The organism is Dactylosporangium sp. NPDC049525, from assembly GCF_040676755.1.
In the GTDB taxonomy this organism is placed as follows: Bacteria; Actinomycetota; Actinomycetes; order Mycobacteriales; family Micromonosporaceae; genus Dactylosporangium.
Genome location: NZ_JBFAPO010000029.1, coordinates 1 through 25,981, shown reverse-complemented (window position 1 = coordinate 25,981; position 25,981 = coordinate 1). Strand labels below are relative to the sequence as shown.

Genomic DNA, 25,981 nt, shown 5'->3' with positions numbered 1-25,981 from the left:
TGCCTGGTGGGCGCTACCTGGTGGCGTGGTAGAGCAGGGTCACGGCGGCGATGTCGGCGCCGTCGAGCCCGCTGGCCGCCGCTTCCTCGTACCGCTGCCGCACCATGCCGGCCGCCGGCAGCTCGACCCCGGCCTTGCGTGCCACGTCGAGGGCCAGGCCGGCGTCCTTGGCGCCGAGCGCCGTCGCCCACCACCCCTCCTGCGAGCCGGTCAGCACGTCCTCGAACCGGTTCTGCAGTCCGGCCGGCAGGACGGGGCTCGTCTCGAGCAGCTCGCGCAGCTCGTCTTCGCGCAGCCCGCCGGAGCGGCCGACGGCGAACGACTCGGCCAGGGCGACCACCTCCGACAGCAGCAGCATGTTGGTCGCCAGCTTGGCGGTGATGGCCAGTTGTGCCGTGTCGTACCGCCGTACGGTGTCCGACAGGGACGCGGTGACAGGGGCGATGCGCTCCGCGACGGCGGCGTCGCCACCGGCGAGCAGCACCGCGGTGCCGGCCTCGACCGCCGCCGGGCTGCCGACGACCGGCATCGCGAGGAACCGGCCGGGGAACGCCGCGGCGAGCTCGGCGCTGAGCTCGGGTGAGACCGTCGAGCAGTCGATGTACGTGGCCCGTTCGGCGATCGCCGTCCGCAGCGGCCCGAACGCCACGTCCCGGACCGCGTCGTCGTTGGCCAACATGGTGATGACCACGTCGGCGCCGACCACGGCGTCGGCGACGCTCGGCGCCTCCCAGGCGCCCGCGGACACGAGCGCGGCCGCCTTGCCGCGCGTGCGGTTCCACACCGCTACGCGGTGCCCGCCCCGCAGCAGCCTGCCGGCGATCGCGTGTCCCATCCGTCCCATGCCCAGAACAGTGACGTCCATGGTGGCTCCCGGTGTCGGTGTCGGTCCGATCCCCCCGCAGGTACCCGCGTGACCGCCTGCAAACGTGCGCCGCCCGCCGAGGCGTGAGCGCCACGTTGCGGGGCAATCACCTGGAGCCGGGAGCGCAGCGGGAGATGAGGGCATGAGGAGTACCCAGGGCGGTCTGATCCGCCGGATGGTCCTGGCCACCTGTGTGCTGCTGGTGTTCGTCGGAGGCGCCTTCGGTACCCTGCTGATCTCGATCAGCGAGGACCGTGAGACCAGCCGCCTGTCCCGGCGTTCCCACGAGCTGTTCGCGGCCGCCGACGACGTCCACCGGCACACGGTCGACATGCAGTCGGCCCAGCAGTCATACGCGCTGTCCGGCGACGGCGTGTTCCTCGACCGATGGCAGGCGGCGCACGCCGGCCTGCTCACGGCGAACGCGAGGCTCGAAGGGCTCGCCAGCACCGCGGGCCAGCGGCAGCAGGTGCAGCAGATCACGCAGACGAGCACGTCCTACGCCGTCGACTACTCGCTGCCGGCGCTGGACGCGACCCGGCGCGGGGATCCCGATGCCACGAGCGCGCCGGCCCTGCTGGAGGGTGACCGCCGAATCACGCAGCTGCGCGCCGATCTGGGTGCGTTGCGGGTGTCGGAGCGCGACGTCATCGTGGCCCGCGACAAGCGCGCCGAGGCGATGGCGAACCGGGAGATGATCGCGATCCTCGCCGGCCTGGCGGGCTCCGCGATCATCATCGCCCTCGTCGGCGGCTACCAGACCAGGCTGCTGGTGCAGCCGATCCGCCGCGCGGCCGCCATGGCCGACCGGCTCGCCGGCGGTGACCTGAGCACGCGCATGCCCGAGACCGGCAAGGCCGAGATCGGGCAGCTGGAGCGGTCGTTCAACGTCATGGGCGCCTCCATGCAGCGCAGCCACCAGGAGCTCGGCCAGCTCGTCGAGACGCAGACGGCGCTGCGGCGGGTCGCCACGCTCGTCGCGCGGGGCGGCACGTCCACCGAGGTCCTGGCGGCGGTCGTCGAGGAGCTCGGGCGGCTCATCGGCGTCGGCTCGGCGCGGATCGTGCGGTTCGAGCCCGACGGGTCCGGGATCGTGGTCGCCGCATGGGGCGCACCGGACCTGGACCTGTTGGTCGGCACGCGCCTGAGCCTGCAGGGCGACAGCGTCACGGCGCAGGTGCTGCGCACCGGTCAGGTCAGCCGCATGGACACCTATGAGGGGGCCGTCGGCAAGCTCGCCGAGCACCTGCGGGCACACGGCGCGCGCGCCGCGGTCAGCGCCCCGATCAACGTCGACGGCCGCGTCTGGGGTGCGGTCACGATCACGGCGATGGGGGAGCAGGCGATGCCGCCGGACGCCGCCGCGCGCCTGTCGGAGTCGACCGGGCTCATCGAGACCGCCGTCGCCAACGCCCAGGCCCACGACGACCTCATCGCCTCCCGGGCGCGGGTGGTCCTCGCCACCGACCAGGCCCGCCGGCGCATCGAGCGCAACCTGCACGACGGTGTGCAGCAGCGGCTGCTCTCCCTCGGCCTGGACATCCGCCGGATCCAGCACTGCGTCCCGGAGGACCAGCCGCACCTGCGCACGGAGCTGTCCGAGGTGGTCGCGGGGCTCAACGGCACGGTCGACGACGTCCGGGAGATCTCGCGTGGCGTGCACCCGGCGATCCTCACCGAGGGCGGCCTGCGGCCCGCGTTCAAGGCGCTTGCCCGCCGTTCGCCCGTCCCCGTCGAGCTCGACGTGCACCTGGACGCACGCCTGCCCGAGCCGGTGGAGGTCGCCGCGTACTACGCCGTCGGCGAGGCCCTCGCCAACGCGGCCAAGCACGCGCGGGCCTCCCTCATCCAGGTCAGCGCGTCGGTGGACGACGACCACCTGGAGCTGTCGGTGCGCGACGACGGCATCGGCGGCGCGGACCCGGACCGCGGGTCCGGCCTCGTCGGCCTCGCCGACCGGATCGAGGCCCTCGGCGGGACGATGCGCCTCGACAGCCCCGCCGGGCGGGGCACCCGCCTGCGGGTATGCCTCCCGCTGGCCCGGACCTGAGCCCGGACCCGCCCGCCGACCACCCCCTTGCACGTCCCCTCGATCATTGCCTGGCGTCAATATCAATTCGCACCCACGCAGTGATCGCCGCGTATGATTCGGCTGGTTCTACGCCGGCGTGCGACCGAGCTGACGGCGTGCGCCGCCACTGTCGAGCCCGATTCCCGACCCGGGAGCACTGCGTATGAGCCAGGTCCTCCGTCGCAACGCGACGTTTCTCGTCCTGATGGCGCTCGCGGCGGGCTGTGCCGCCGTCGTGTGGTTCGTCCTGCCCCACGACCGCGAGGTCAAGTCGCTGGGGATTTTCCTGTTCAAGCTGCTGCCGTTCGTCTTCGCCACCGAGGCGATCGCCCGGCTGGACGTCGAACTGGCGCGCCGCCTGCACCTCGTGCGGATCCTGATCCCGGCCGCGTTCTGCGTGTTCTTCCTCTACTTCGTGCCGAAGATCTTCTTCTACCTGGACGATTTTCCGACCGTCTATTACCACATCCTCGTGCTGACGCCGATCATCATCATGTCGCTCACCTTGGCGTACCGGCTCGGCGGCGGCACACCCGGAAACGTCCGGCGGATCGCCTACGCGATGCTGCTCATCATGGTCTCCGGCCTGGAAGACCTGGCATTCCTGAAGGTCAACCACCACACGGATCCGCAGTGGGCCACCATCCCCGACGTGTGGACCTGGGCGTCGCACATGACGGTGTTCCTCGGCCACCCGCCGACCAAGAACGAGGCGTTCGCCTTCATCGCCGTGCACGTCGTCCTGGTCATCTTCGTGCTGGCCGCGCCCTCCCGATGGCTCACCCCGCCGCAGTCGCTGCGCCGCGGCCGGCACACCGGACCGCCCACCGAGGCAGCCGCAGCCGAGCCGGTCGAGGCGCGGACGACCCGGATCTGACCGCAGGCGACGGGGAGGAGACGTGCCATGGCGATGCCGACGGCGGTGACGACAGCGCTGGTGACCGGTGGTGCCGGGTTCATCGGCGCGAACGTCGCCCGGTGCCTGCTCGACGACGGCCACCGGGTGGTCGTCCTGGACGACCTCAGCGGCGGATCACTGCGCAACGTCCCGGACGGAGCCCTGTTCCGGCACGGCAGCGTGTGCGACGCGACGGCCGTGGGCGCGCTGTTCGAGGAGTTCCGGTTCGACTACGTGTTCCACCTCGCCGCGTACGCCGCCGAAGGGCTGAGCCACTTCATCAAGCGGTTCAACTACACCAACAACGTGATCGGCAGCGTCACCCTGCTCAACGCCGCCGTCAACGCCGGCACGGTGCGCTGCTTCGTGTTCACCTCGTCCATCGCCGTGTACGGCAGCAACCAGGTGCCGATGAGCGAGGACCTGGTGCCGGCGCCGGAGGATCCGTACGGCATCGCGAAGCTCGCGGTCGAGCAGGAGCTGCGGGTCACCCACGACATGTTCGGGCTGCCGTACGTCATCTTCCGGCCGCACAACGTCTACGGCGAGTATCAGAACATCGGCGACCGGTACCGCAACGTCATCGGCATCTTCATGAACCAGGCCCTGCGGGACGAGCCGTTCACCATCTTCGGCGACGGCGAGCAGGTCCGCGCGTTCACGCACATCAGCGACGTGGCGCCGGTGCTGGCCCGGTCGGTGACGAACCCGGCCGCCTACAACGAGACCTTCAACATCGGCGGCGACACCGTGTACTCGCTCAACGCCCTCGCCCAGGCCACCGCCGCCGCCATGGACGTGCCGCTGCGGGTCACCCACCTGCCGGCCCGCAACGAGGTCCGGCACGCGTACGCCGATCACGACAAGGTCCGCAAGTGCTTCGGGCTCACCGACGACGAGATGCCGCTCGCCGACGGCCTCGCGTCGATGGCCGCCTGGGTCCGCCGGCACGGGCCACGGGACCCGTCGGTGTTCGAGGCGATCGAGGTGCGCCGGAACCTGCCGCCGTCGTGGCGGGCGGTGCTGCGCGACTGAAGTGTTTGTCCACTCATCGAGGGAGGTCGGTGGCATGGACCGTAGGCGCACCAACGATCCGGACGGCAGGCGGGCCTCATGACCGCGGTCCGGGCGGCGATCCCGAGGCCACGCACGGGCGACGAGGGACGCCCGGCGTCGCTGACGGCGTTCATCCCATGCTTCAACGAGGCCGGGCAGGTCGACGAGGTCCACGCCACCATCGACGCCGAACTGTCCGGCTACCCGGACCTGGAGATCCTGTTCGTCGACGACGGCTCCACCGACGGCACCCTGGACAAGGTGAAGGCGTTGTCCGCCAAGGATCCCAGAGTGCGGTACGTGTCGTTCTCCCGCAACTTCGGCCTCGAGGCCGCCCACGGCGCCGGGTTCCGTTACGCGAGCGGGGAGTGGGTGGTGCAGCTCGACGCGGACCTGCAGTCCCCGCCGGCCGAGGCACCCAAACTCATCGCCAAGGCCCTGGAGGGCTACGACGTGGTGTACGGCATCCGCCGCGAACGCAACGACCCGCTGTTCCGCCGCCTCGGCTCGGCCGTCCAGCAGCGCCTCGCGCAGCGGCTGTTCGGCGTCGACCTCGTCTACGGCTCGTCGGTGTTCCGCGTGGTGCGGGCCAGCGTCGCGCGGCGCGCCGTGGACCTGCGACTGGCCACCCCGTACTTCGTCGCCACGATGCCGCTGCTCGGCGCCCGCTGGGCCACTGTGGACGTCGCGCACCGGCGGCGCCAGGACGGCGGGTCACGGTGGGCGGTGTGGCGGCTGTTCACCCACAGCGCCGAGCTGTTCTTCGGCTTCTCGCTGCGCCCGCTCATGTGGCTGTACCTCGCCGTCGCGTGCGCCGTCCCGGTGGTGATCGCCGCCGGCTCGGTGGGGGTCGTCGCCGGTGAAGTCGTGCTCCTCGGCGCGGTCGGGGTGCTCGCCGCCTACGTGCACCGCCTCGTGCGCGGCTCCGTGCGCCCGGCGCTGTTCTACGTCCGCGAGGCGAACATCCCCATCGCCCCGCAGGACTCCCTGTACGCGGCCGGACCCGTCGTCCGGGAGGCGGCCCGATGATGCTGATCCTGGGGGCGAGCGAGGACCAGCTCCCCGTGTACCTGGAGGCGCGCCGCCGCGGCATCCGCACGATCGGGGTCGACGTGCGGGCCGACCGCCCCGGGCTCGCCTACGCCGACGAGTGGCTGCCGGTCAGCATCAAGGACCACGAGGGCATCGTCGCCGCGCTCGCCGGGCGCCGCCCCACCGCCGTCGTCGCCGCGGCCAGCGACGCCGGCCTGTGGAGCTGGCACGAGCTCAGCAACCGCTTCGAGGCGCCGTTCCGCTTCCCGGCCGGCGCCGCCCGCGCGTCGACGGACAAGTCCGCGTTCCACGAGATCGCCCGCGCCGCCGGCGTCCCCGGCTACCGCTGGCATCAGGGCACCGACCGGGCGGCGCTGACCCGCGCCGCGCACGCCATCGGCTTCCCGGTCGTGGTCAAACCGCCGGACACGTCCGGCAGCAAGGGCATCAGCCTCGTCGAGCGCCCGGCCGGCCTGCCGGCGGCGCTGGACTACGCGGCTGGCTTCACCACCGCTGGCGGCCCGCTGCTCGTCGAGGAGTTCGTGGCCGGGCGCAACCTCACCGTCGACGTGTTCATGCAGTCCGGCCGGGTCGGGTTCGCCGGCATCACCGAGAAGCGCATCATGCCGGGCCCCCGGTTCGTCATCGGCGGCCACACCGGACCGGCCCCCTTGGGCGCCGCCACCCGCGGGCGGCTCGTCGTCGCCGCCGGGCGGCTGTGCCGGGCGATCGGCCTCGTCGACGGCCCCGCGAACTTCGACGTCATCCTCCGCGACGACGGCTCCTTCGCCGTCCTGGAAGCCAACGCCCGCCTGTGCGGCAACGCTTTCCCGATGCTGATGCGGCACATGTACGGGGTCGACACCGTCGCCGCGCTCGTGTCACTGGCGCTGGGCGAACCGTTCGACCTCACCCCGACCCGCGACGGCGCCGGCATCATCCACGTCCTGGCCTCACCTCTGGACGGCGACGCGACGCTGGCATCGGTCAGCGGCATCGCGGAGGTCCGCGCGCTGCCGGGCGTCGTGTGCTGCGAGGTGTACGCCGAGCCCGGCGCCACCGTCCGCCCGTTCGACCAGGCCGCCAACAAGGTCGGTTACCTCGTGGTCACCGGCCCCGACCCGCGGACCGCGCAGGCCCGGCTCGACACGGCGCGGGACCTGCTGGCGCTCGAGTTCACGCCAGCCGACGTCGGCGCCGCAGCCGGTGTCGCAGCCGCACCGGCCGGGCTCAGTCTGCCCGGTTGACCGCGAGGGCCGGCGCGTACTCGCTGACCACCAGCTGGCCCTTGCCGCCGGCGGTCAGCGGGATGCGGTCGCTGAGGTGCAGCTGCAGCGGGATCGCCGCGCCGGCCCGCTCCTGCAGCGTCCGCTGCGTGCCGGCCACCACGGCGTCGGCCGGCAGCGAACCGTCCGGCACGACGAACACCCGGATCGTGCCGGCGGCGTCCTGCCGCACGTACATCTCCGCCACCCCCGGCTCGTGCATCGCCACGCCCAGGAACAGGTCGCCGAACAGCTTCCGGCCGTCCGGCAGGACCACCGCGTCGTTCATCCGGCCGCTGGTCAGGGTCATCGTCCGGAAGCGCCGCCCGCACCGGCACGGCTCGGCGTCGATGGTGCCGATGTCCCCGAGCGCGTAACGGACCAGCGGCATTGCGCGCTCGTCGAACGCCGTCACCACCACCTGCCCCTCGGCGCCGTCCGGCAGCACGGTGCCGTCCTCGCCGAGGATCTCCACGTAGACCCGGTCCTCGGCGAGATGCCGGCCGCCGAGGTGGCACTCGAAGTAGATGTTCAGCGTCTCGTAGGCGGAGTACTCGTCGCGGACCGGCACCCCGAAGCCCTCCTCGAGCAGCGCCCGGCACGCCGGCACGAGCAGCTCCGACTCGGTCAGCACCAGCCGCAGGTGCTCGCGCAGCGCGGCCCGCTGCGCGTCCGTCATCGTGCGGACCAGTTCCCGCAGGTGCACGGGGTAGCCGATCAGCACCTTCGGCCGGTACGCGAGCAGCCCGGTGATCCACTCGGCCGGTGGCGTGGTCGTCAGGATGACGTGCCGCCGGAACAGGCCCGCCTTCTCGACCAGCCGCGGCGGCATCGGAAACGGTTTGAGGTGCGCGAGCCGGTCCGTCGGCAGATATCGGCGGGTCGCGAAGAACCGGCGGACGCAGGCGGCCATGTGGTGGTCGTGGGCGTGCATGTCGTGCCAGCCGGAGATCCGCTGCCCGGTGGTGCCGCTGCTGGACCACGCCACGCATGCGTCGGTGTCGACCCCGTCGGCGACGAACTCCCGGTTCGGGGTGGCGCGCATGATCGCCTTGGTCACCAGCGGCACCCGGGCCAGGTCGGCGGTCGACGCCAGCTGCGGCAGGGTGCCCCGGTAGTAGGGCACGTTCGCGTTCGCGTGGGCGAGGAAACGGTTCAGCCGGCGCAGCTGGAACCGGCGCAGGGCCGCCCGGCTGCCGTACTGCCGCAGCAGCGTCACCGGCACGTACGCCATCTCACGCAGCAACATGGACGTCCTCCTTGACGGGTGGCCGCGCGGGCCGGGTGCGCCGCCCGAGCCGGGCGCGGAGCGTGGCGGCCTGCACGACCTCGGCGACCGCGAGCGCGAGCAGCAGGCCGATGCCGCCGGCGAGCGGCACCGCGACGAGACCGGCCGCGGCGGCCGCGGCCAGGCCGGCGGCGGCGGCCAGCCCGGTGATCCGGGTGGACGCCGCGTCGGAGTTCTCCACCAGGTATCCGGCGAAGATGACCGCGACGAGCATGGGTGTGCGCGCGGCGAGCAGCGCCGCCCACACCAGCACGGCGTGGCCGCCGCGGCTCACGTCGAGCAGGTCCGTGGCGGCGAGCAGCGCGCCGACGGCGGCGAGGTACACCACGTCGGCGGCGGCCACCCACCGGGTGATGCGCCGGGCCGCCTGCCGCCCGGCGGCGCCGCCCGCGCCGAGCAGCCGCATCGACGCCCACGGCGTGTACACGCGCAGCGCGTACAGCAGGAAGTTGATGCCCGCGGACCACACGACGTCGACGGCCACGAGCGGGCCCACCTGCCCCCGGAAGCTCGACACGGCCAGCAGCGCGACCAGGACGCTGGTGCACAGGTACATGCACACCTCGGGGCTGCCCATCAACGCCACCGTGCACCAGATCCGGCGGACGAACCCCGGGCGCCGGCGGATCGCCAGCGACGGCCGCCCGAGCCGCACCAGCAGCAGCAGGCACAGCACGACCTGGGTGGCCACGAGGCAGCCGACGTATCCGAGCGGGCCGAGCCCGAGCACCACCAGGCCGAGCAGCCCGGCCTGCACGACGGTCAGCACGAAGAAGGTGCGGGCGTCGTGCCACGGCGCACCCATCGCCCGGTGCAGCCCCACCAGCAGCAGCAACACCCCGGTCATGGTGCACATGGCGGCGACGCCGAGGTAGACCGCCACCGGGCCGTCCGGCGCCACCGCGGCGGCGACCGCGAACGCCACCAGCGGCGGCGCCGGCAGCACCCACAGCAGCGCGGCGGCCGCCCGCAGGATCAGCGGCCCGGTGCGCGGCGCCCGCGGCAGCAGCTTCAGCACCGTCTTCTCCGGGCCGGCCACCAGCAGCGCGATGACCCACGAGCAGACGGCGACGGCACCGGCGTAGGTCGCGTAGCGCGCGCTGCCCCACAGCGGCAGCAGCGCGACGGTCGCCACCAGCTGCGCCAGCCGGTACGCGCCGCGGCCGGCCATCAGCGACGCCAGGGTGCGCAGCCCGATGCGGGCAGGCCCGGTCACTGCGCCACCGTCGCGGTCAGCTCCATCCGGTCCAGTCTGCACCTCGCATGCGTGGCCGTCTATGTGCGGCCGACCGTCCGCGGCGCGGTCCGGCCGTGTGGGCTTCGCCACGTCCGGGTGCGGGCCACCAGAACCGAAACATTCGTGGTGGACGCTACGCGCTGACCGGGTCCGCGACAGAGTTCGCGGCCAGGCCCCACGGCCGGGCTTTGCGGCTGGTGAAAGGTGGACCACGTGGAGATCCTGGTAGTCACGGCCCAGCAGATGGACGGGGCGGCGAGCCGCGTCCTGCCGGCCCTGGACCTGCTGGCGCACTCGCGGCGGGTGGTCGGATACGACGTGCGCGCCTGCACCACGGGCACCGACCCCGACGTGGTCCTCGTCGACGCCCGGCACCGGCTCGCCGAGGCCCGCGGCTTCTGCCGGCTGCTGCGCACGACCGGCCTGCGGATGCCGATGCTCGCCGTCGTCGAGGAGTCCGGCCTCGTCGCCGTCGCCGCCGACTGGGGCATCGACGACGTCGTCCTGTCCGGCGCCGGACCGGCCGAGGTCGACGCCCGGCTGCGGCTGGCGACCCAGGCGGCATTAGCGGCGGCCAGCGCGTCCAACAGCATGATCAGCGCCGGTGCGCTGCGCATCGACCCGGACACCTACGCCGCCAAGCTCAAGGGCCGCCCGCTCAACCTCACGTACAAGGAGTTCGAGCTGCTGCGGTATCTCGCCCAGCACCCCGGCCGGGTCTTCACCCGCGACCAGCTGCTCCGTGAGGTGTGGGGCTACGACTACTTCGGCGGTCACCGCACCGTCGACGTGCACGTGCGTCGCCTCCGCGCGAAGCTCGGCAGCGAGTACGAGTCGATGATCGGCACCGTCCGACAGGTCGGCTACACGCTGGTGCTGCCGGCCCGCTCCGAGCCCCAGCCGGTCGTCGCCGAGGCAGAGGCCCTGCTGCAACGGGCCTGAGCGGCGCCCTGCCCGGGCGGTGGGATCTCCGGTGCCGGCGCTGCGACGTCCGGCTGCGGCCGGCGGCTCAGCTGCCGGGCTCCGGCTGGAAGCGCCGGCCGCCGTGGGGTGGCGCGGACGACGTCAGCGTGAACGCGTTGAGCAGCCACCGCGTGAAGGGTTGTGCCGTGGTGATGGACAGGCGGCTGCCGGCGCCGGCGACCTGGTGATGCAGGCGGCGGAGCTGGATCGCGGCGGACGCGTCGAGGAACGGCACGCCGTCGAGGTCGAGCTCGATGGCGGCGGGGCGGCGCTCGGCGAGGGACCGGTCGATGTGTTCACGGAGACGGTTGACGCTGCGCGCGTCGAGTTCGCCGACGACGATGACGTGCAGGGAGGTCTCGCCGTTGCGGGCGAGGATGACCGTCGGTGTCGACGTGGGCTGTGGATGCTCGGCCATACGCGGTGCCGCCCCTTCGGAGACTGAGGCTAGTGACGCGAACTGTGGTGGGAGGTCTTGCCCGCGGGGCGGGTCTGCGGGCGGGGCCGGCGCCACGCCGACAGGCCCGTGACGACACACGCGGGCAGGCGGCCCGGCGGCTCGAGGTCGAGCAGGCAACCGCGGACCTCCTCGGCGGTTGCGGCGGTGAACTCACCGCTGAAGGTGAGCTGAACGCGGTCAGATACTGCCGCGACGGGATCGTTGGACGACGGTGAGCGCATGGCCCGACCTCCGGCGTGTCGGATGCCGGGGTCCGGGGCATGGTCCGTTGCAACGTCGTCAGTGAATATACCGCAGCGACGACCCTCGCGGTGCGTGCGCGACCGGATCGAGTCGCCGCACCGGGCGCCGTGATCCTCCTGCGGGCCGTACCGGTGACAGGCACCGGTACGGCCCAGGGCGGTCAGCCGCCGTGCGTTCCGGCGACGGCCCGGGTGGCCGCGTTGAGCCGGTTCCAGGTGTTGATCGAGGCGATCACGATGACGAGGGCGGCGAGCTGCTGCTCGTCGTAGTGCTCGGCGGCCTCGTCCCAGACGTCGTCGGGCACGGCGTCGCCGCGGTCGGCGATCCGGGTGGTGGCCTCGGTCAGCGCGAGCGCGGCCCGCTCGGCGTCGTTGAAGTACGGCGCGTCCCGCCAGCCGGCGACGGTGAAGATCCGCTCGTCGCTCTCGCCGGCCTTGCGCATGTCGGCCGCGTGCATCTCCAGGCAGACGGCGCAGCCGTTGATCTGGCTGGCCCGCAGGTAGATGAGGTTACGGGTGGCCTCGGGCAAGGTGTCGCCGGTGGAGTTCCCCAGGGCGGTCAGGGCCTTCAACGCGGCCGGGAAGACCGCGACCGGGTGCTTGATACGTGCCTGCATGACTGCGTTCCTCCGTGGTGTGTGCTCGTTCGTCAACCACATGACCCCGGCCGCCACGGGAATGTGACAGCATCGAGGGCATGGATTGGGTGCCGGTCTTCGGTTACGAGAACGTCCCGGGTTGTCCGCGGCCGGCGGCGGCGCTGCGGGCCTGACTGCGTGACCGCGGCATCGACTGGATGCCGCTGGCCGACGACCAGGTGCGCATCGACCTGTGCTGCGGACGGGATGAGACCGGCCGGCCGTGGGGCTATTTCGGCGTGCAGGTCGACGCCGGCGCGCTGTGGCGGCTCGGCCTGCACCCGGACCAGCCGACGTCCCGCGCCGTCGGCCCGTCGCCGCCCGGCTGGTGGCACGCCGCCGCCGAGCGCACCTGGCGCCGGCCCCCCGACGGATCCGGCGGGCCGCGGCCCCGGCGCCGCCCGCGCCCGAGCTGACGCCGGGTCCCGCCGGGTGCGGCCGGCGGCTATCGTTCGGGCATGGTCACATTCGCGGTCGATGATGTCACGCCGGCCGGTTCGCGACTGCCGGAGCGGCCGCTGGGCGAGCTGTTCCCCGACGCGCTCGCGGTCGGCGGCGACCCGCTGCTGCCGGTGCTCGCGCCGGACGGCGTGCACCCGCTGCTGAGCGCGGTGGCCAGGGCGTTCGCCGACCACCGGCCGCTGGTGCTGTCACCCGACGCGGTGTGGCTGACGATCGCGCACGGCGTCGCCCAGCACATCCGGCTGCACGCCGGGGAACTGCGCCCGCAGCTGGTCCAGCACGCCGGTCGCAAGCGGCTCAGCGTGACCCTCTTCGAGGTGCCGAGCGACGCCGCCGGCTGGGCCGACGCCACCGAGTCGCTCGCCAAGCTGCTCGCCGCCGAGGTCGGGGACGCCGAACTGTTCGATTGCGACTTCTCCACGAGCACTGACGTCGATCGGGCGGCCGGACGCATCGTGCGGCTCGACGCATACTCGCCCTACTTCGCGTACTGGCTGATTGCCGTCTGCGGCATCCCGTCGGTCACGGTGACCGGCACCGTCGAGGACTGGCAACGCATCCGCGCCCGCGTCGACGCGCTCGAAGGCTTCGGCCTGCGGCAGTGGTGCCGGTCGCTCGCGCCGATCGCCGACGAGTTCGTCCGGGCCGCGGCCGGCGCACCGGACCTGGATTTCTGGCGGCGGATCTACAACCCGGTCGACGCCTACGGCGGCAAGTTCATCACCGGGTGGATCACCCGCTGCTACCCCTACCTCCGCGGCACCGCGCTCGACGAGCCGAACCCGATGCTGCAGCTGCCGATCGGTGAACCGCGCAACGTGACCGTCGGGGCCCGCGGTTTCTACCACGGTCCCGGGCTCACCAGCACGTCGGTGCCCGCCACGCTGTCGCGGGTGATCGTCAACATCAACGATCGGGTCGGCGGCGACAACCGGGCGGTGGCGCTGCACGGCGGCCTCGTCGGCGTCGCCCAGGACCCCGACGGCGCGCTGCGGCCGGTCGCCGGCTGGTATGTGGCACCGGCGGCCGTCGAGCTCGACGACGTGATCGACCGGATGGAGCGCGAACACGAGACCACCCCGCCCGGTGACCCGTGCGAGCAGGGGCCGGCCGAGGTGCTCAGGCTGTCGGCCCGGCTCGGCACCGCGTCGCTGTTCGGCGGCCGCTGGCGGCTGCCGCCGGTCGGCGAGCGGCGCTTCGTCGACACCGGCAACTGGGACGTTGTCATCGACACGCTCTTCGAGCTGTCCGACGGCCGGACCATCGCCTCGGCCGTCAACTCCGCGACGATGAGCACCCACTGGGTGCTGTGCCGGCTAGCGCACATCGAGGTGGGGGAGGGGTACGCGCCCCGGGCCCACCTGCTCGACGACCCCGCCGACGTCCCGGTGCTCGGCACCTCCCTCGCCATGCTGCTGGACGCCGCCCTGGACGCCGGCGGCGACGTCGCGCACCTGGAGACCGGCCGCCTCGACCGGCTCCTCGCCGCGGCGGCGGCGGACCGCAGCACCGACCGCGACCGGCAGGGCTGAACCCGTGGCGGCGGCACCGCGGCCCGAGCGCGGCGCAGGGCAGGCCCGCTTCGCGCGGGCGTTCGCCGCCGCCGTCCCGCGCATGGACGCCCGCGGCGCCGCGGCGCACCGCAGGCGGCTCCTCGCCGGGCTCACCGGCACCGTCATCGAGGTCGGCGCCGGCACCGGTGCCTGTTTCGCGCACTACCCGCCGCAGGTCACCGCCGTGCGCGCGGTCGAGCCCGACCCGTTCCTGCGCGACATCGCGACCACGGCCGCGGCGGGCGCTCCGGTGCCCGTCACCGTCGTGGCCGGCACCGCCGAGTACCTGCCCGCGGAGTCCGGCACGTTCGACGCGGCCGTGTGCTCCCTGGTGCTGTGCAGCGTCCCGGACCCCGACGCCGCCCTCGCCGAGATCCGGCGGGTGCTGCGGCCCGGCGGGCAGCTGCGTTTCTACGAGCACGTGCGCTCCACCCGCCGGCTCGTCGGTCTCCTCGAGGACGCCGCCACGCCGCTGTGGTCCCGCCTAGCCGGCGGCTGCCATCCCAACCGCGACACCGTCGCGACCATCGCCCGCAACGGCTTCACCGTCGCCGACGTCGACCGGTTCGGGTTCGCGCCGGCCGCCCTCACGCCGAAGACCGCGCACCTGCTGGGCCGGGCGTACCTGGCGCCGTGACGTCGGCGGCGCCTCGCGCGCGGAGCATCGCCCAGCCGACGAGCGCGGCCGCCGCGACGGTGAGCGTGAGGCTGGCGATCGTGACCGCCTCCTGGAACTGGCTGGTCTGCTGCCGGCTCCAGTGCGACGTGGCGACGTCGCCGGTGAACAGCGCCGCGAGGATGGTGCCGGTGACGGCGATGCCGGCGCCGGCGGTGACCTCGGTGGCCGTGTCGGTGAGCGCCGCGCCGATCGTGGTCCGGTTCTTCGGCAGGCCGCGCAGCACGTTGACCCCGGCGACGACGCCGACGACGCGCATCCCGGCGGCCACGAACACCAGCGCGGTCGCGACCCACACGTAGCCGAACCGGCCCAGCAGGGCGTAGACGGCGAGGCCGACCACGACCGCCGCGGCGCTGAGCCAGGCGGCCCGGTCGAGGCCGACCCGTCGCACGAACGGATTGATGAACGCGCCGCCCGCGACGAGGACGACGACCTGCGGCAGCATCCCGACGGCGGCGAGCGCGGGCGTCCATCCCCAGTCCAGCTGCAGCTGCAGCGTCACCAGGTAGCCGAGGCCGGCGGTGGCCAGCCCGGCGGCGGCCTTGTAGGCCAGGCCGCTGGCGACCAGGGGGCGGGCGACGAGCTTCAGGTCCAGCAGCGGGAACCGCGCCGAACGCTCGCGGAGGACGAAGAGGACCGCGGCGAGGACGGTGGCGGCGGTGGCCGTCCACGGCGCCCACGAGCCGCTGCCGTCGTGCACGAACAGCGTCGGCGCGACCAGCGCGAGCACGATCGTCGCCGTGCCCAGCACCGCGCCGAGGACGTCGACCGGGTCGCGATGCAGGTCCGCCGCCTCGTCCGCGGCGATGCCGATCCGCACGCCGATGATGGCGAGGACCGCGATCGGCACGTTGACCAGCAGCAGCACCTGCCACGGTGCGATCGCGAGCACGAAACCGCCGGCCGTCGGGCCGATCGCCAGCCCGACCAGGCCCACGGTCGAGATGAGGGTCGTCGCGCGAACGCGCAGGCCGTCGTCCTCGAACAGCCGGAACGCGAGCGACAGCGACCCCGGTGTCGTCATCGCGGCCGCGACCCCCATCACCGCCCGCACGGCGATCAGCTGCTCCGCGGTGGTGACGAACGCGGTCGCCAGGCTCGCGATCCCGAGCAGCGCCAGCCCGGCGAGCATGACGCGCCGGCGGCCGAACCGGTCGGCCATCGCGCCGAACACCAGCATCAGCCCGCCGAAGACGACCGCATACGCGCCGGTCACCCATTGCAGCTCGACCGTGGAGGCGTGCAGGTCGCGCCCGATCGTGGGCAGCGCGACGTTGAGGATCGAGTTGTCCAGCATCTCGAACAGGAACACCGCGGACAGCCCTGCCAGGGCCACCCAGGCGTCCCGCAGCGACCGGGGCGAGCGGTGGTCCTGGCGGGTGGCGGTCACGCGGACCGAGGTGTCGTCCATGCCCCGACCATAAAGCTAACGGTTAGGACTTTGCAACGGTTAGTGGTTTGCGATACGGTGGTTCGCGTGACCGAGCAGCCAGGACGCCGCGAACGCAAGAAGGCCGCCACCCGCAGGGCCATCGCCGACACGGCGCTGCGCATGTTCCACGAGCGCGGCTACGACGCGGTGGGGATCCGGGAGATCGCGGCGGCGGCGGACGTGGCCATCACGACGGTGTTCGCGCACTTCCCGTCGAAGGAGGCGCTCGTCTTCGACGAGGACCAGCAGCGGGAGGAGCGGCTCATCCAGGCCGTGACCGGCCGCGAGCCGGGCACGTCGATCCCGCAGGCGTTGCGGCAGCACCTCCAGGCCGCCACCGCCCGCGACTTCGCCAGGACCGGCACGGCAACCTTCTGGCGGCTCGTGGACAGCTCCCCGGCGCTGCGCGACTACGCGTCGAGGATGTGGCTGCGGCACGAGGACGCCCTGACGGCCGCGATCGCCGCCGATCTCGGCCTGGCGGAGCCGTCCACCGCCTGCCGGGCGTTCGCCCGCTTCGTGCTCGCCGTCTACCCGCTGGCCCGCGAGGCGGCGGACCCGGCGACCGCGGTCGAGGAGATCTTCGACCTGATCGGCCCCGGCTGGGACGCCACGGTCGCCGGCCGTGCCTGACCCGCGCCGTGCCTGACCCGCGCCGTGCCTGGCCCGCGCCGTGCCTGGCCCGCGCCGTGCCTGGCCCGCGCCGTGCCTGACCCGCGCCGCGCCTCAGGCGATCGCCATTGGGCCGGTCGTGCCGGTGACCTGCCAGCCCCCGCCGGCCGTGCGCTCGACGACGTAGGTCAGCCAGGTGGCGCCGAGGCAGGCGACGAACCCGTTGATCCCGACCTCGACCCGGTCGCCTTCGCCGTCGACCGCGTCGAGGGTGATCAGGATCCCGTCGTCCTTCACCACATCGCAGCCGTCCCGCGGCACGATCACCGACTTCCGGTCGGCGACGAAGGACACCGGCCCGACGTCGCTCAGGGCGCCGACGATGTGCTGCTGGATGCCGCCGGGCAGGGGTTCGCCTGCGTTGGCCGGCGGTGCCTCCGGCCGACCGCTGTCGGGCACGACGCGGTCGAGCACGAAGATCTGCCGGAACGTGCGCTCGGGGAACGAGTTCTCCGCCGGGGTGCCCAGGTACCTGCGCAGCACCTGCACGTAGACCTCGGCGTCCCGGGTGGCCCCGGCGCTGGCGGGCGGGCCGGACGCCGGGGCCGCGGGTGCCGGGTCCTGGGCGGCGGCGTCGCGCGCGCAGGCCGCGGCGGCCGCCAGCACGAGGACGGCCATCAGGCCCGCGAGTCTGTTTCGCACGTCGTACCCCATCTTCGTGGCGGAAGCAGTCGGAGGGTTCGACGCGAGCCGACGCCTTTCGGATCCGTCGGCACGGCACCGATTTCGAACATCACCCGGCCCGGGTCACCATGTCGCGAGTCACCATGTCGCGGGTCACCAGGTGTGGCCCACGTTGACGACGAGCGCGGCGACGGCGGTGGCGAAGAAGACCGCCGGGCCGATGAGCTGGCGGGACCCCACGCGCAGGTGCGCGACGAACGCGCCGGTGAAGTACAGCACGAGACCGGCCGCCGCGAGCACGCCCAGCAGCGGCACGGCGAACCCGGCCAGCAGCCCCAACGTCCCCGCCGCCAGCAGCGAGCCCAGCACCGGCACCCACGACCGCGGCACCCGCTTCATGTCCGCCTGGGTCTTCGGATAGTCGTGGCCGATGAGGTACGTGACGGCGGCGCTGCCGTTGAAGACCGCGGCGACGACGGTGAGCGTGACGTAGGCGACGAACATGTGCCCTCCCTGGCGGTTGCGTGCGTGCAGGACGTGCCGGCCCGGTGGGACGTGACGGCGCCACCCTGTGACCTGAGGCACAGGCGCGCTCCAGACGCGTTTTGGAACGGTGTTCCAGCTATGTCAGGATGGGCGCATGGCAACCAGGACGCGCCGACCGGAGCGGCGTGAGGACGCGCTCTCCCGGACGCGCATCGTCGCCGCCGCCGTCGAGCTGCTCGACGTCACGGGCGAGGGCGGGCTGACGTTCCGCGCGCTCGCCGCGCACCTGAGGACCGGGCCCGGCGCGATCTACTGGCACGTGGCGAACAAGGACGAGCTGCTCACCGCCGGCACCGACGCCGTCCTCGCCGGCGCGATGGCCACCGACGTGGCCGGGGACACCCCGCAGGACGCGATCCGGTCGCTCGCCCTCGGTGTCTTCGACGCGATCGACGCCCACCCCTGGGCCGGCACGCAGCTGACCCGGACCCCGTCACAGCCCTCGGTGCTGCGGCTCTTCGAACGCATCGGGCAGCAGCTGCGGGCGCTCGACGTCCCCGCCGCCGCCCAGTTCAGCTCGGCGTCCGCGCTGCTCAACTACATCCTCGGCGTCGCCGGGCAGAACGCCGCGCTCGCCCGCTCGCAGGAGCCAGGCACGGACCGGGCCGCGGTCCTGGAAGCCGCGTCGGCGAACCTCGACGCGGACGAGTTCCCGTTCACCCGCAGTGTCGCCGGCCAGCTGCGCGACCACGACGACCGCGAGCAGTTCCTCGCCGGCATCGACCTCGTCCTCGCCGGCATCGCCGGCCTCCAGTAGGCGCCGGGCGCCCGGCACGATCGGCACACCCTGATCCCTGCGTTCTGGACTGGCGGGTCCATTTTTCCGGAGGCACAGTCGGACCGACGACCCGACAAACCCGGAGGACCCCATGCACCACTACTACCTGCTCGGCCGATCCGGGCTGCGGGTCAGCCGGCTCGCGCTCGGCACCATGAACTTCGGCGTCGACGGCTTCCACGCCGCCTACGGCCGCACCGAGGAGCAGGTCGAGCCCATTTTCCGCCGGTACCTCGAATCCGGCGGCAACTTCATCGACACCGCGGACTTCTACACGGCGGGGGAGAGCGAACGCATCCTCGGCCGGCTCATCGCCCGTGCCGGTGTCCGCGACCGGCTGGTGCTGACCAGCAAGTTCACCAACAGCGTCGACCCCACGGACCCCAACGCCGGCGGCAACGGCCGCAAGCACATGCTCCGCGCCCTCGACGCGTCGCTGCGCCGCCTCGGCACCGACCACCTCGACCTGTTCCTGCTGCACACCTGGGACCGCATCACGCCGGTCGAGGAGGTTGTGCGGACCTTCGACGACCTCGTGCGGGCCGGGAAGATCCGCTACGCCGGCCTGTCCGACGTCCCCGCCTGGTACGCCGCCCGCGCGCAGAGCTACGCCGAGGCGCACGCCCTCACCCCGATGGTCACGCTGCAGCTGCCGTACTCGCTGATCGCGCGCGGCATCGAACCGGAGTACGTGCCGATGGCCCAGACGCTCGGCATGGGCCTGACCGCGTGGAGCCCGGTCGGCGGCGGCCTGCTGACCGGCAAGTACCGGCGCGGCGCCGACGGCCTCACCGGCCCCGGGCGGCTCACCACCCCCGGCGCCGGCCGTGCGGTCTCCGACCGCGACTGGAAGGTGATCGACGCCCTGGAGGCGGTCGCGCTCGAACTGGGCCGCAGCATGGCCCAGGTGGCGGTCAACTGGGTGGTCACCCAGCCCGGCGTCGGCTCCGCCGTCATCGGCGCCAGCAGCGTCGAGCAGCTCGACGGCAACCTCGCCGCCCTGGACTTCGAGCTCCCGCCCGAGCACCGCCGCCGCCTCGACGAGGCCGGCGCGCCGCCACTCGCCCCGCCCTACGCCATGTTCACGCCGCAGTACCAGTCGTGGCTGGTCACCCCCGGGCTCGGCATCGGCGACAAGCCGGTCGGCTACGCGCCGCCGGTGTTCAACGGCTGACCCCCGGGTCCCGGCCAGGGGGTGCCCCTGGGGCGGTCGCGGGCCGGGAGGACGACAGTATGGACAGGTGCCGCACGGCATCCCGCTGGTACCCCAGAAGGAGCAGACGATGGTGGACTTCAAGCTCGAAGTCGTGGTCCTGCCGGTCTCGGACGTGGACCGGGCCAAGGAGTTCTACACGAGGATCGGGTTCCGCGAGGACGTCGACTACACCGGACCCGAGGGCTTCCGGGTGGTGCACTTCACCCCGCCCGGCTCGGCCGCGTCGATCCTCATCGGCTCCCGGGTCACCGACGCCGCACCCGGATCGGCGCAGGGCGTGCACTTCGTCGTCGACGACATCGTCGCCGCCCGCGAGGAACTCCTGGGCCACGGCGTCGAGGTGAGCGAGGTCTTCCACGACGCCGGCGGGGTGTTCCACCACACCGGCACCACCGGCCGGCTCGCCGGCCCGCACCCGGACCGGCAGTCCTACGGTTCGTTCCTGTCCTTCCAGGACCCGGACGGCAACGGCTTCGTCCTGCAGGAGGTCACCAGGCGCCTCCCCGGCCGGATCGACCAGGTCGTCTACGGCTCGGTCGCGGAGGTGGAGCAGGCACTGCGCGACGCGGCCGCCGCGCACGGCGAATACGAGAAGGAACTCGGCCACGAGGACGCGAACTGGCCCGCCTGGTACGCCGGACACATGGCCCGCACGGCCGGCCTGGGCACCTGAGCGGGGCCGCACCGTTGGGAGGACCGATGACCCGCACGCTGACCAGCAAGGGTGCGCAGACCCTGTCCCGGATCGTGGCCGGCGCCGCCGCCGAGATCCGCGAGCACGGCGTCGACGAGGTGCGCCTCGAGGACGTGATGGCCCGCACCCGCACCAGCAAGAGCCAGCTCTTCCACTACTTCCCGGGTGGCAAGGAGGAGCTGCTGCTCGCGGTCGCGCAGTACGAGGCCGACCGGGTCCTCGACGACCAGCAGCCGATGCTCGGCGAGCTCACCAGCTGGCCGGCGTGGGAGCAGTGGCGGGACCGGCTCATCGTGCGCTACCGCGAGCAGGGCACCCAGTGCCCGCTCCACATCCTGCTGGGCCACGTGGGCCGCCGCACCCCGGCGGCCCAGGCCGTCGTCACCGGGCTCATGCACCGCTGGCAGGCCGCGATCGCCACCGGCATCCGCTCGATGCAGGCGAGCGGTGACGTCGCGGCCGCCGTGGACGCCGACCGCACCGCCGCGGCGCTGCTGGCCGGCATCCAGGGCGGCGTGCTGCTCCTGCTGGCCACCGGCCGCACCGACCACCTGGAGGCCGCCCTGGACCTCGCCATTGACGCGCTGCGTGGTCCTACCGGTGACCCGCCTGCCACGGGCCGGTGATCACGCAGGTCACGCCCGGGTACTGCACGTTGATGAACAGGTGCCGGCCGTCGGCGGTGAACGCGGCGCCGGCCAGCTCGCTGGCGCCGGTCGGGCCCGGCTTCGGGAAGTCCTCCGGGTTCCAGTAGTGCAGGTCCAGCGGGGCGATCACGCGGGCCAGGTTGGCGATGCCGCCGGACGGGGTCAGCACCCGCAGCCAGTTGTCGCCGCCCGCCTCGTCCTCACCGTCGCCGTCCTCGGCGAGCAGGATCGTGCCGTCGGGGGCGACGGCCACGGTGTCCGGCTGGTTGAGGGTCCGCGGGTTCGGCGACTCGAACAGCAGCTGCAGCGTCCCGCCGTCGTGGCTGGTCGGCACGTATCGCCACACCTGGCCGTTCTCGCCGTCGCCGGCCTCGCTCGCCACGAACGTCACGCCGCCGTCCGCCCACGCGGAGCCCTCGAGGCCGAGGAACCGGCAGCCGCCGCGGGCCCGGCCCTGCGAGTACACCGCGCCGGGGTTGTCCTCGGCGTCGGACGGGTCCGGCTCGTCGATGTCGACCCAGTGCGTGTCGAGGACCTCGCCGACCCGCTGCCCGGTGGCCGTGTCGTAGTTCTTGTCGCCGGTGACGGCGAGCATCTGCAGCCGCCCACCGGCGGCGAGCTGGCCCGTGCGGCGGGGCACGAACCGGTAGAAGCCGTCGCCCGGGTCGCCGTTGTCCTCGGTCATGTAGACGATGCCGGTGCGCGGGTCGATCGGCGCGGTCTCGTGCTCGAAGCGGCCCATCGCCTTCAGCGGCACCGGTGCCACCGGCCCGCGCGCGCCGGCCGGCACCTCGAACACGTAACCGTGCGGCTTCTCGTAGCCGGCGCCGACGCCGTCGGTGGTCTCCTCGCACGACAGCCACGAACCCCACGGCGTCGGCGCGCCGCTGCAGTTGGACAGCGTGCCGTTGAGCACCAGGAAGCTCTCGACCAGCCGGCCGGCGCCGATGTCGTACAGCGACGAGGTGCACCCGGCCGGCGCCGCGCGGTCGTAGGCGTCGCGCGGGCCGAGCGCGCGCTGCTTGACGCCGGGGATGTCCAGGTCCAGCTCGTGGTTGCGGATCACCCGCACCCGCCCGCGGCCGGCCGCGAACAGCGCCTGGCCGTCGTGGCAGCCGGGCGTCACCAGGCCGTCGTTCATGCGGGTGCCGGCGGCGCCGAACGTCCGGTACGTGAACCCGGCCGGCAGCGCCAGCTCCCGCCCGGCCGGCGCGAGGGGGCCGTAGCCGTCGACCGGAGGCCGGCCGTATCCACCGGACGCGGCGGCCGGCGCGGCGGCGGCCGGCCCGGCGCCCAGGAACGCGCCGCCGAGCCCACCGCCGACGAGACCGATGCCGGTGACCGCCAAGACATCACGCCTGTTCAATGCCATCGAATCCTCGCTCCGCCGGTGCCGATCCTGATCGACAGGCTCGCTGGTCACGAGGTACAACATGGCGTTGCGTCGGTGAACATCCCGCGACCCGCAGACGGCGTTTCGGCTGCTGCTCACAGCGTGCAGGTGACCGCCGGGACCGGGTTGGTGGTGCTGTTCCAGCTGGCGAGGAACCCGAACGACGTCGACCCGCCGGGCGCCAGGACGCCGTTGTAGGTGACGTTGCGGGCCGTCACGGTCGCCCCGCTCTGGCTGACGGTGGTGTTCCACGCCTGGCTGACCTGCTGGCCGCCGGTGAACGTGAAGGTCGCCGTCCAGCCGGTGGAGGCGGTGGCGGACGTGTTCTGCACCGCGACCTCACCCTGGAAGTTCCCGCCCCACTGCGAGATCACCCGGTACGTGGCGGCGCAGCGGCCACTGTTCGACGGGCTTGCCGACGCACTCCGGGACGGGCTCGTTGACGGGCTCGCCGAGCGGGACGGGGACGTGCTCGCCGTGGGCTGGACCCCGCCGTCCAGGACCCGGGTGAGGACCGGGAACCAGGCGTTCGCCATCTTCGTGAAGCCGGCGTCGTTCGGGTGTACCCCATCGCCGGTGTCCGCGACAGCGTCGAAGCCGGTCCACAGGTCCGCGACGACCACCGGCGACTGCGCCGTTGTCAGGCCGGCCGCCCACCCGGGAATCGCGGCGTTGAGCGCCACCACGTCCGCCGGGCACGTCGCGCACGCCCCGGCGCTCATCGGGATGATCTGCGCCACCACGACCTTCACCGCCGGGTTGTTCGCCCGCATCTGCCCGACCAGCTTCGTGAACGCGGCCAGCTTCGTCGCCAGCGGGATGTACCCGCCCCACATGTCGTTCGTGCCAAGATGCATGAGCACCACGTCGGGCCGGGCCGCGCTCAGCCACGACGGCAACTGGTTGTTGTCGGCGATCCCGGTCGCGGAGTAACCGCCGTGCCCCTCATGGTCGAAGTCGTACGCGTAGCCGGGGTTGCAGCCCCCGCCGTCGGAGACCCCACCGACGAAGTCGACGTTCGTGTATCCACTGGTCTGCAACCGCTGCCACAGCTTGGCCCGCCAGCAACCCGGCCCGGCGGTGATGGAGTCGCCGAGCGGCATGATCCGCACGGGTGCCGCCGCCGACATGGCGGGCCGGGCGACGACGAAGGTGACCGCGACAAGGGCCGCGGCGAGCATGACGTACAGCGTCGATCTCAACGACATGAGCACTCCTGGGAGACAGGCGTGCGCGGATCCACCCACGCACTGGCGGACTGCACCGGCCGGCTCCCATGGCATCGTGCGGCGTCGATGCTACCCCACCCCGCACCCGCAGCGGCGGGTGTTCTTCCACCGCTGCACCGACGACGACCACGAACGCCCGCCACCAGTACGAGTGACCCGCCTGCTGCATAGAATGGCGGCGATGCCCGGGCGGGTGTGCTCGCCGACGGAGGTCGCTGTGGTCGAGGACGAGGTGGTGCGGACGCCGCCGCGCTGGGAGTACTGGGTCGGTGGGCTCGTCGTGCTGCTGGTGCTCGCCGCTCCGGTCTGGGCGGTCGTCGTCTACAACACGCCCTACGGGTTGCCGCGCACGATCGTCGGCCCCGGTTGCCCCGCCGACCGTGGCGGCGGGCGCGAGGCACTGGCCGGCCCGGACGGCGACGGCTGGCAGCGGGCCGGCGGCGGGTACACCGGACACGGCTGCTCCGGCGACGTGCTGCTGTCCCGGGTGAGCGGCGCGGCCACCGGCACGGACTCGTTCGTGTGGCGGTTCCGGCCCGGCGGGGGAAACACCACCTGCTCCGTCCGCGTGCACGTCCCCGGCCCGGCCGCGTCGCTCGGCCCTGCCGTCTATCTGCTGCGGGGCGGCGTGGCCGAGAGACCGCCGGTCCGCATCGACCAGGCCGCGCACCGTGGCGCCTGGGTCATGCTGGTGACCGTCCCGGTCCGCGGCGAGGACCCGGCCCTGGAGCTGGTGTTGACCGACGCGGGCGAGGGCGACCACGCTGTCGCGGCGGACGCGGCGTTCACCGACTGCAACGGCGCACCTCCCGCCTGAGGCGCGGGCCGCACCGACCCCGTCCGACGAAATCGACAGGAGAAATACCGATGAGCTTCGACACCCCGCGGGGTACCCGCGGCGGCCGCCAGCCCAAAGGACGGATCATGCGTTGGGCGAACACGCTGATGGCCCGGCGCATCCGCCGGCGCGGCGGCACGATGATGGGCTTCAACACGCTTGTGCTGCTCACCGTCGGACGCCGCAGTGGCGTCGAGCGCGCCACCCCGGTCGGCTGGTTCCCAGGCCCTGACGGCACCCGGTTCATCGTCGCGTCCGCCAACGGGGCCGCCGACAACCCCGCCTGGTACTACAACCTCGCCGCCCACCCCGACCGTGTCCGCATCGAGGTCGACGGCCGCACCGTCGCCGTGACCGCCGAGCAGCTGCGCGGGACACCACGCGAGCAGGCCTGGCAGCAGATCGTCGGCGCGGCGCCCCGGTTCGGCCAGTATCAGGAGAAGACCGATCGTGAGCTGCCAGTCATCCGGTTGACCGAGCGCCCAGCCGGCGACTGACTTGCATCCGGTACCCAGGTACGGGTTTACCGTCATGGGAGACGGCGCCGGCGTGGCGCTGCCCGTCGCGAGGAGTTTGTCGACATGCGTTCGCCGGACAGGGCAGGGCTGCGCACTGGCGAGGTCGCCGAACGGGCGGGCGTGAACATCCAGACGCTGCGCTACTACGAGCGCCGTGGCCTGCTCAGCGAGCCGATCCGCTCCAACGGCGGGCACCGCCTGTACCCACCCGACACCGTCGCCCTGCTCAACGTCATCAAGGCGGCGCAGCGGCTCGGCTTCACCCTCGACGAGGTCGGCGAACTGCTCGACACGGGCAGGCGCCGGCACCCGACGGCCGGCCTGCGGCAGCGTGCGATCGACAAGATCACCGAGATCGACGCGAAGATCGCCGACCTCACCGCGATCCGCGGCACGCTGACCGAGGTCGTCGACGCCCGTTGCGACAGCCTGACCAACTGCACCTGCGCCGACTGCCCGATCCCGTTCCTCACGATCGGCACCGTCACCCACCCGGACGGCGATCCCGCCTGAGCCGGCCCGGCATCACGGACCCGGGCGGCCACCGGCGGCCTCCGCGAGCAGGGCGGCGGCCACCGACACCGACGGCAGGCCGTCGGTGTCGCCGTGGGAGCCGACGACACCGGCGGCGAACCGGGTGCCGAGCCACGCGGCGCCGCGCGGGGGCAGGCCGGCGAGGCGGGCG

Annotated in this window: 28 protein-coding genes; 17 read left to right on the top strand and 11 right to left on the bottom strand. The window is 73.1% G+C overall.

Translation table 11 applies throughout. The features are described from left to right. Positions 1 to 13: 13 nt before the first annotated feature. Entirely contained in the window at positions 14 to 865 is an 852-nt protein-coding gene (locus AB0K00_RS33460; protein WP_363528645.1) for an NAD(P)-dependent oxidoreductase, read from the bottom strand. A 142-nt stretch (positions 866 to 1,007) separates the two neighbouring features. On the opposite strand from AB0K00_RS33460, the gene AB0K00_RS33455 reads away from it, so the two are divergent. The 5 genes from AB0K00_RS33455 to AB0K00_RS33435 all read left to right on the top strand — a co-directional run bounded on the left by AB0K00_RS33455 (position 1,008) and on the right by AB0K00_RS33435 (position 7,169). Next, on the top strand, positions 1,008 to 2,915 hold the full coding sequence (locus AB0K00_RS33455; RefSeq protein WP_363528642.1) for a HAMP domain-containing protein: 1,908 nt from the start codon (positions 1,008 to 1,010) through the stop codon (positions 2,913 to 2,915). A 184-nt stretch (positions 2,916 to 3,099) separates the two neighbouring features. Next, positions 3,100 to 3,813 carry a hypothetical protein gene (locus AB0K00_RS33450; RefSeq protein ID WP_363528640.1) on the top strand — a complete coding sequence of 238 codons (714 nt, stop codon included), beginning with the start codon at positions 3,100 to 3,102 and terminating at the stop codon, positions 3,811 to 3,813. A gap of 27 nt (positions 3,814 to 3,840) precedes the next feature. Then, entirely contained in the window at positions 3,841 to 4,869 is a 1,029-nt protein-coding gene (locus tag AB0K00_RS33445) for an NAD-dependent epimerase/dehydratase family protein (RefSeq protein ID WP_363528637.1), read from the top strand. Between the two features lie 78 nt (positions 4,870 to 4,947). Next, complete coding sequence (locus AB0K00_RS33440) at positions 4,948 to 5,919, top strand: glycosyltransferase family 2 protein (RefSeq protein WP_363528634.1); 972 nt, start codon at positions 4,948 to 4,950, stop codon at positions 5,917 to 5,919. Next, a complete protein-coding gene (locus AB0K00_RS33435; RefSeq protein WP_363528631.1) occupies positions 5,916 to 7,169 on the top strand; it encodes an ATP-grasp domain-containing protein in 1,254 nt (417 codons plus the stop codon). Before AB0K00_RS33440 ends, AB0K00_RS33435 begins: the two co-directional genes overlap by 4 nt. Here the strand turns inward: AB0K00_RS33435 and AB0K00_RS33430 are convergent. Together AB0K00_RS33430 and AB0K00_RS33425 are read right to left on the bottom strand one after the other, a co-directional pair. Continuing rightward, the gene (locus AB0K00_RS33430) at positions 7,153 to 8,436 is read right to left on the bottom strand and encodes a hypothetical protein (protein WP_363528628.1); all 1,284 of its coding nucleotides are present in this window, start codon (positions 8,434 to 8,436) and stop codon (positions 7,153 to 7,155) included. The genes AB0K00_RS33435 and AB0K00_RS33430 overlap by 17 nt on opposite strands. Next, positions 8,423 to 9,691, bottom strand: coding sequence for a hypothetical protein (locus tag AB0K00_RS33425; RefSeq protein WP_363528625.1), 1,269 nt, complete (start codon positions 9,689 to 9,691; stop codon positions 8,423 to 8,425). The genes AB0K00_RS33430 and AB0K00_RS33425 overlap by 14 nt, the downstream gene beginning before the upstream one ends. Positions 9,692 to 9,925: 234 nt before the next feature. On the opposite strand from AB0K00_RS33425, the gene AB0K00_RS33420 reads away from it, so the two are divergent. Next, the gene (locus AB0K00_RS33420; protein ID WP_363528623.1) at positions 9,926 to 10,654 is read left to right on the top strand and encodes a response regulator transcription factor; all 729 of its coding nucleotides are present in this window, start codon (positions 9,926 to 9,928) and stop codon (positions 10,652 to 10,654) included. Between the two features lie 67 nt (positions 10,655 to 10,721). Here the strand turns inward: AB0K00_RS33420 and AB0K00_RS33415 are convergent, their stop codons facing one another. From AB0K00_RS33415 to AB0K00_RS33405, 3 genes are all read right to left on the bottom strand, one after another. After that, positions 10,722 to 11,093: an STAS domain-containing protein gene (locus AB0K00_RS33415; protein ID WP_363528620.1), complete on the bottom strand. Its 372-nt coding sequence runs from the start codon at positions 11,091 to 11,093 to the stop codon at positions 10,722 to 10,724. 29 nt (positions 11,094 to 11,122) lie between these two features. Next, positions 11,123 to 11,356 carry a hypothetical protein gene (locus tag AB0K00_RS33410; RefSeq protein WP_363528617.1) on the bottom strand — a complete coding sequence of 78 codons (234 nt, stop codon included), beginning with the start codon at positions 11,354 to 11,356 and terminating at the stop codon, positions 11,123 to 11,125. A gap of 182 nt (positions 11,357 to 11,538) precedes the next feature. Then, entirely contained in the window at positions 11,539 to 11,994 is a 456-nt protein-coding gene (locus AB0K00_RS33405; RefSeq protein ID WP_363528614.1) for a carboxymuconolactone decarboxylase family protein, read from the bottom strand. A 179-nt stretch (positions 11,995 to 12,173) separates the two neighbouring features. On the opposite strand from AB0K00_RS33405, the gene AB0K00_RS33400 reads away from it, so the two are divergent. From AB0K00_RS33400 to AB0K00_RS33390, 3 genes are read left to right on the top strand one after another with little or no spacing between them, the layout of a single operon-like run. Beyond that, positions 12,174 to 12,431, top strand: a complete 258-nt coding sequence (locus AB0K00_RS33400) for a hypothetical protein (RefSeq protein ID WP_363528611.1) — start codon at positions 12,174 to 12,176, stop codon at positions 12,429 to 12,431. 42 nt (positions 12,432 to 12,473) lie between these two features. Beyond that, the gene (locus AB0K00_RS33395) at positions 12,474 to 14,009 is read left to right on the top strand and encodes a DUF4419 domain-containing protein (RefSeq protein WP_363528608.1); all 1,536 of its coding nucleotides are present in this window, start codon (positions 12,474 to 12,476) and stop codon (positions 14,007 to 14,009) included. Positions 14,010 to 14,013: 4 nt separating this feature from the next. Beyond that, positions 14,014 to 14,667, top strand: coding sequence for a class I SAM-dependent methyltransferase (locus AB0K00_RS33390; RefSeq protein WP_363528605.1), 654 nt, complete (start codon positions 14,014 to 14,016; stop codon positions 14,665 to 14,667). Here AB0K00_RS33390 and AB0K00_RS33385 read toward each other — a convergent pair. Continuing rightward, positions 14,618 to 16,120 carry an MFS transporter gene (locus tag AB0K00_RS33385; protein WP_363528602.1) on the bottom strand — a complete coding sequence of 501 codons (1,503 nt, stop codon included), beginning with the start codon at positions 16,118 to 16,120 and terminating at the stop codon, positions 14,618 to 14,620. The genes AB0K00_RS33390 and AB0K00_RS33385 overlap by 50 nt on opposite strands. 66 nt (positions 16,121 to 16,186) lie before the next feature. Between AB0K00_RS33385 and AB0K00_RS33380 the strand changes: the two genes are divergently transcribed. Next, positions 16,187 to 16,774 carry a TetR family transcriptional regulator gene (locus AB0K00_RS33380; protein ID WP_363528599.1) on the top strand — a complete coding sequence of 196 codons (588 nt, stop codon included), beginning with the start codon at positions 16,187 to 16,189 and terminating at the stop codon, positions 16,772 to 16,774. A 93-nt stretch (positions 16,775 to 16,867) separates the two neighbouring features. Here the strand turns inward: AB0K00_RS33380 and AB0K00_RS33375 are convergent, their stop codons facing one another. Together AB0K00_RS33375 and AB0K00_RS33370 are read right to left on the bottom strand one after the other, a co-directional pair. Beyond that, entirely contained in the window at positions 16,868 to 17,455 is a 588-nt protein-coding gene (locus tag AB0K00_RS33375; RefSeq protein ID WP_363528596.1) for a hypothetical protein, read from the bottom strand. Positions 17,456 to 17,590: 135 nt separating this feature from the next. After that, on the bottom strand, positions 17,591 to 17,941 hold the full coding sequence (locus tag AB0K00_RS33370; protein ID WP_363528593.1) for a DoxX family protein: 351 nt from the start codon (positions 17,939 to 17,941) through the stop codon (positions 17,591 to 17,593). A gap of 136 nt (positions 17,942 to 18,077) precedes the next feature. On the opposite strand from AB0K00_RS33370, the gene AB0K00_RS33365 reads away from it, so the two are divergent. The 4 genes from AB0K00_RS33365 (at position 18,078) to AB0K00_RS33350 (ending at position 21,297) form a co-directional block, all read left to right on the top strand. Then, positions 18,078 to 18,740 (top strand): TetR family transcriptional regulator, encoded by a 663-nt coding sequence (locus AB0K00_RS33365; protein ID WP_363528591.1) that lies wholly within the window; start codon positions 18,078 to 18,080, stop codon positions 18,738 to 18,740. Between the two features lie 112 nt (positions 18,741 to 18,852). Continuing rightward, positions 18,853 to 19,935 (top strand): aldo/keto reductase, encoded by a 1,083-nt coding sequence (locus tag AB0K00_RS33360; protein ID WP_363528588.1) that lies wholly within the window; start codon positions 18,853 to 18,855, stop codon positions 19,933 to 19,935. A 109-nt stretch (positions 19,936 to 20,044) separates the two neighbouring features. Then, positions 20,045 to 20,650, top strand: coding sequence for a VOC family protein (locus AB0K00_RS33355; RefSeq protein ID WP_363528585.1), 606 nt, complete (start codon positions 20,045 to 20,047; stop codon positions 20,648 to 20,650). 26 nt (positions 20,651 to 20,676) lie between these two features. After that, a complete protein-coding gene (locus tag AB0K00_RS33350; RefSeq protein ID WP_363528582.1) occupies positions 20,677 to 21,297 on the top strand; it encodes a TetR/AcrR family transcriptional regulator in 621 nt (206 codons plus the stop codon). Here the strand turns inward: AB0K00_RS33350 and AB0K00_RS33345 are convergent. Together AB0K00_RS33345 and AB0K00_RS33340 are read right to left on the bottom strand one after the other, a co-directional pair. Beyond that, a complete protein-coding gene (locus tag AB0K00_RS33345; protein ID WP_363528579.1) occupies positions 21,266 to 22,690 on the bottom strand; it encodes an alkaline phosphatase PhoX in 1,425 nt (474 codons plus the stop codon). The genes AB0K00_RS33350 and AB0K00_RS33345 overlap by 32 nt on opposite strands. A 116-nt stretch (positions 22,691 to 22,806) precedes the next feature. Then, positions 22,807 to 23,919 (bottom strand): cellulose binding domain-containing protein, encoded by a 1,113-nt coding sequence (locus tag AB0K00_RS33340; protein WP_363528576.1) that lies wholly within the window; start codon positions 23,917 to 23,919, stop codon positions 22,807 to 22,809. A gap of 76 nt (positions 23,920 to 23,995) precedes the next feature. Here AB0K00_RS33340 and AB0K00_RS33335 point away from each other — a divergent pair, with 76 nt between their 5' ends. The 3 genes from AB0K00_RS33335 (at position 23,996) to AB0K00_RS33325 (ending at position 25,809) form a co-directional block, all read left to right on the top strand. Continuing rightward, positions 23,996 to 24,757, top strand: coding sequence for a hypothetical protein (locus AB0K00_RS33335; RefSeq protein ID WP_363528573.1), 762 nt, complete (start codon positions 23,996 to 23,998; stop codon positions 24,755 to 24,757). Positions 24,758 to 24,864: 107 nt separating this feature from the next. After that, positions 24,865 to 25,275, top strand: coding sequence for a nitroreductase/quinone reductase family protein (locus tag AB0K00_RS33330; protein WP_363528570.1), 411 nt, complete (start codon positions 24,865 to 24,867; stop codon positions 25,273 to 25,275). 84 nt (positions 25,276 to 25,359) lie between these two features. Then, positions 25,360 to 25,809, top strand: a complete 450-nt coding sequence (locus AB0K00_RS33325) for a MerR family transcriptional regulator (RefSeq protein ID WP_363528567.1) — start codon at positions 25,360 to 25,362, stop codon at positions 25,807 to 25,809. The last annotated feature ends 172 nt before the right edge of the window (positions 25,810 to 25,981 follow it).

Bases quoted from the DNA above. Each gene is read 5' to 3' on its own strand.
- AB0K00_RS33460 (WP_363528645.1), bottom strand. From the start codon at position 865: ATGGACGTCACTGTTCTGGGCATGGGACGGATGGGACACGCGATCGCC.
- AB0K00_RS33455 (WP_363528642.1), top strand. From the start codon at position 1,008: ATGAGGAGTACCCAGGGCGGTCTGATCCGCCGGATGGTCCTGGCCACC.
- AB0K00_RS33450 (WP_363528640.1), top strand. From the start codon at position 3,100: ATGAGCCAGGTCCTCCGTCGCAACGCGACGTTTCTCGTCCTGATGGCG.
- AB0K00_RS33445 (WP_363528637.1), top strand. From the start codon at position 3,841: ATGGCGATGCCGACGGCGGTGACGACAGCGCTGGTGACCGGTGGTGCC.
- AB0K00_RS33440 (WP_363528634.1), top strand. From the start codon at position 4,948: ATGACCGCGGTCCGGGCGGCGATCCCGAGGCCACGCACGGGCGACGAG.
- AB0K00_RS33435 (WP_363528631.1), top strand. From the start codon at position 5,916: ATGATGCTGATCCTGGGGGCGAGCGAGGACCAGCTCCCCGTGTACCTG.
- AB0K00_RS33430 (WP_363528628.1), bottom strand. From the start codon at position 8,436: ATGTTGCTGCGTGAGATGGCGTACGTGCCGGTGACGCTGCTGCGGCAG.
- AB0K00_RS33415 (WP_363528620.1), bottom strand. From the start codon at position 11,093: ATGGCCGAGCATCCACAGCCCACGTCGACACCGACGGTCATCCTCGCC.
- AB0K00_RS33410 (WP_363528617.1), bottom strand. From the start codon at position 11,356: ATGCGCTCACCGTCGTCCAACGATCCCGTCGCGGCAGTATCTGACCGC.
- AB0K00_RS33405 (WP_363528614.1), bottom strand. From the start codon at position 11,994: ATGCAGGCACGTATCAAGCACCCGGTCGCGGTCTTCCCGGCCGCGTTG.
- AB0K00_RS33400 (WP_363528611.1), top strand. From the start codon at position 12,174: ATGCCGCTGGCCGACGACCAGGTGCGCATCGACCTGTGCTGCGGACGG.
- AB0K00_RS33395 (WP_363528608.1), top strand. From the start codon at position 12,474: ATGGTCACATTCGCGGTCGATGATGTCACGCCGGCCGGTTCGCGACTG.
- AB0K00_RS33385 (WP_363528602.1), bottom strand. From the start codon at position 16,120: ATGGACGACACCTCGGTCCGCGTGACCGCCACCCGCCAGGACCACCGC.
- AB0K00_RS33370 (WP_363528593.1), bottom strand. From the start codon at position 17,941: ATGTTCGTCGCCTACGTCACGCTCACCGTCGTCGCCGCGGTCTTCAAC.
- AB0K00_RS33365 (WP_363528591.1), top strand. From the start codon at position 18,078: ATGGCAACCAGGACGCGCCGACCGGAGCGGCGTGAGGACGCGCTCTCC.
- AB0K00_RS33360 (WP_363528588.1), top strand. From the start codon at position 18,853: ATGCACCACTACTACCTGCTCGGCCGATCCGGGCTGCGGGTCAGCCGG.
- AB0K00_RS33355 (WP_363528585.1), top strand. From the start codon at position 20,045: ATGGTGGACTTCAAGCTCGAAGTCGTGGTCCTGCCGGTCTCGGACGTG.
- AB0K00_RS33350 (WP_363528582.1), top strand. From the start codon at position 20,677: ATGACCCGCACGCTGACCAGCAAGGGTGCGCAGACCCTGTCCCGGATC.
- AB0K00_RS33345 (WP_363528579.1), bottom strand. From the start codon at position 22,690: ATGGCATTGAACAGGCGTGATGTCTTGGCGGTCACCGGCATCGGTCTC.
- AB0K00_RS33340 (WP_363528576.1), bottom strand. From the start codon at position 23,919: ATGTCGTTGAGATCGACGCTGTACGTCATGCTCGCCGCGGCCCTTGTC.
- AB0K00_RS33330 (WP_363528570.1), top strand. From the start codon at position 24,865: ATGCGTTGGGCGAACACGCTGATGGCCCGGCGCATCCGCCGGCGCGGC.
- AB0K00_RS33325 (WP_363528567.1), top strand. From the start codon at position 25,360: ATGCGTTCGCCGGACAGGGCAGGGCTGCGCACTGGCGAGGTCGCCGAA.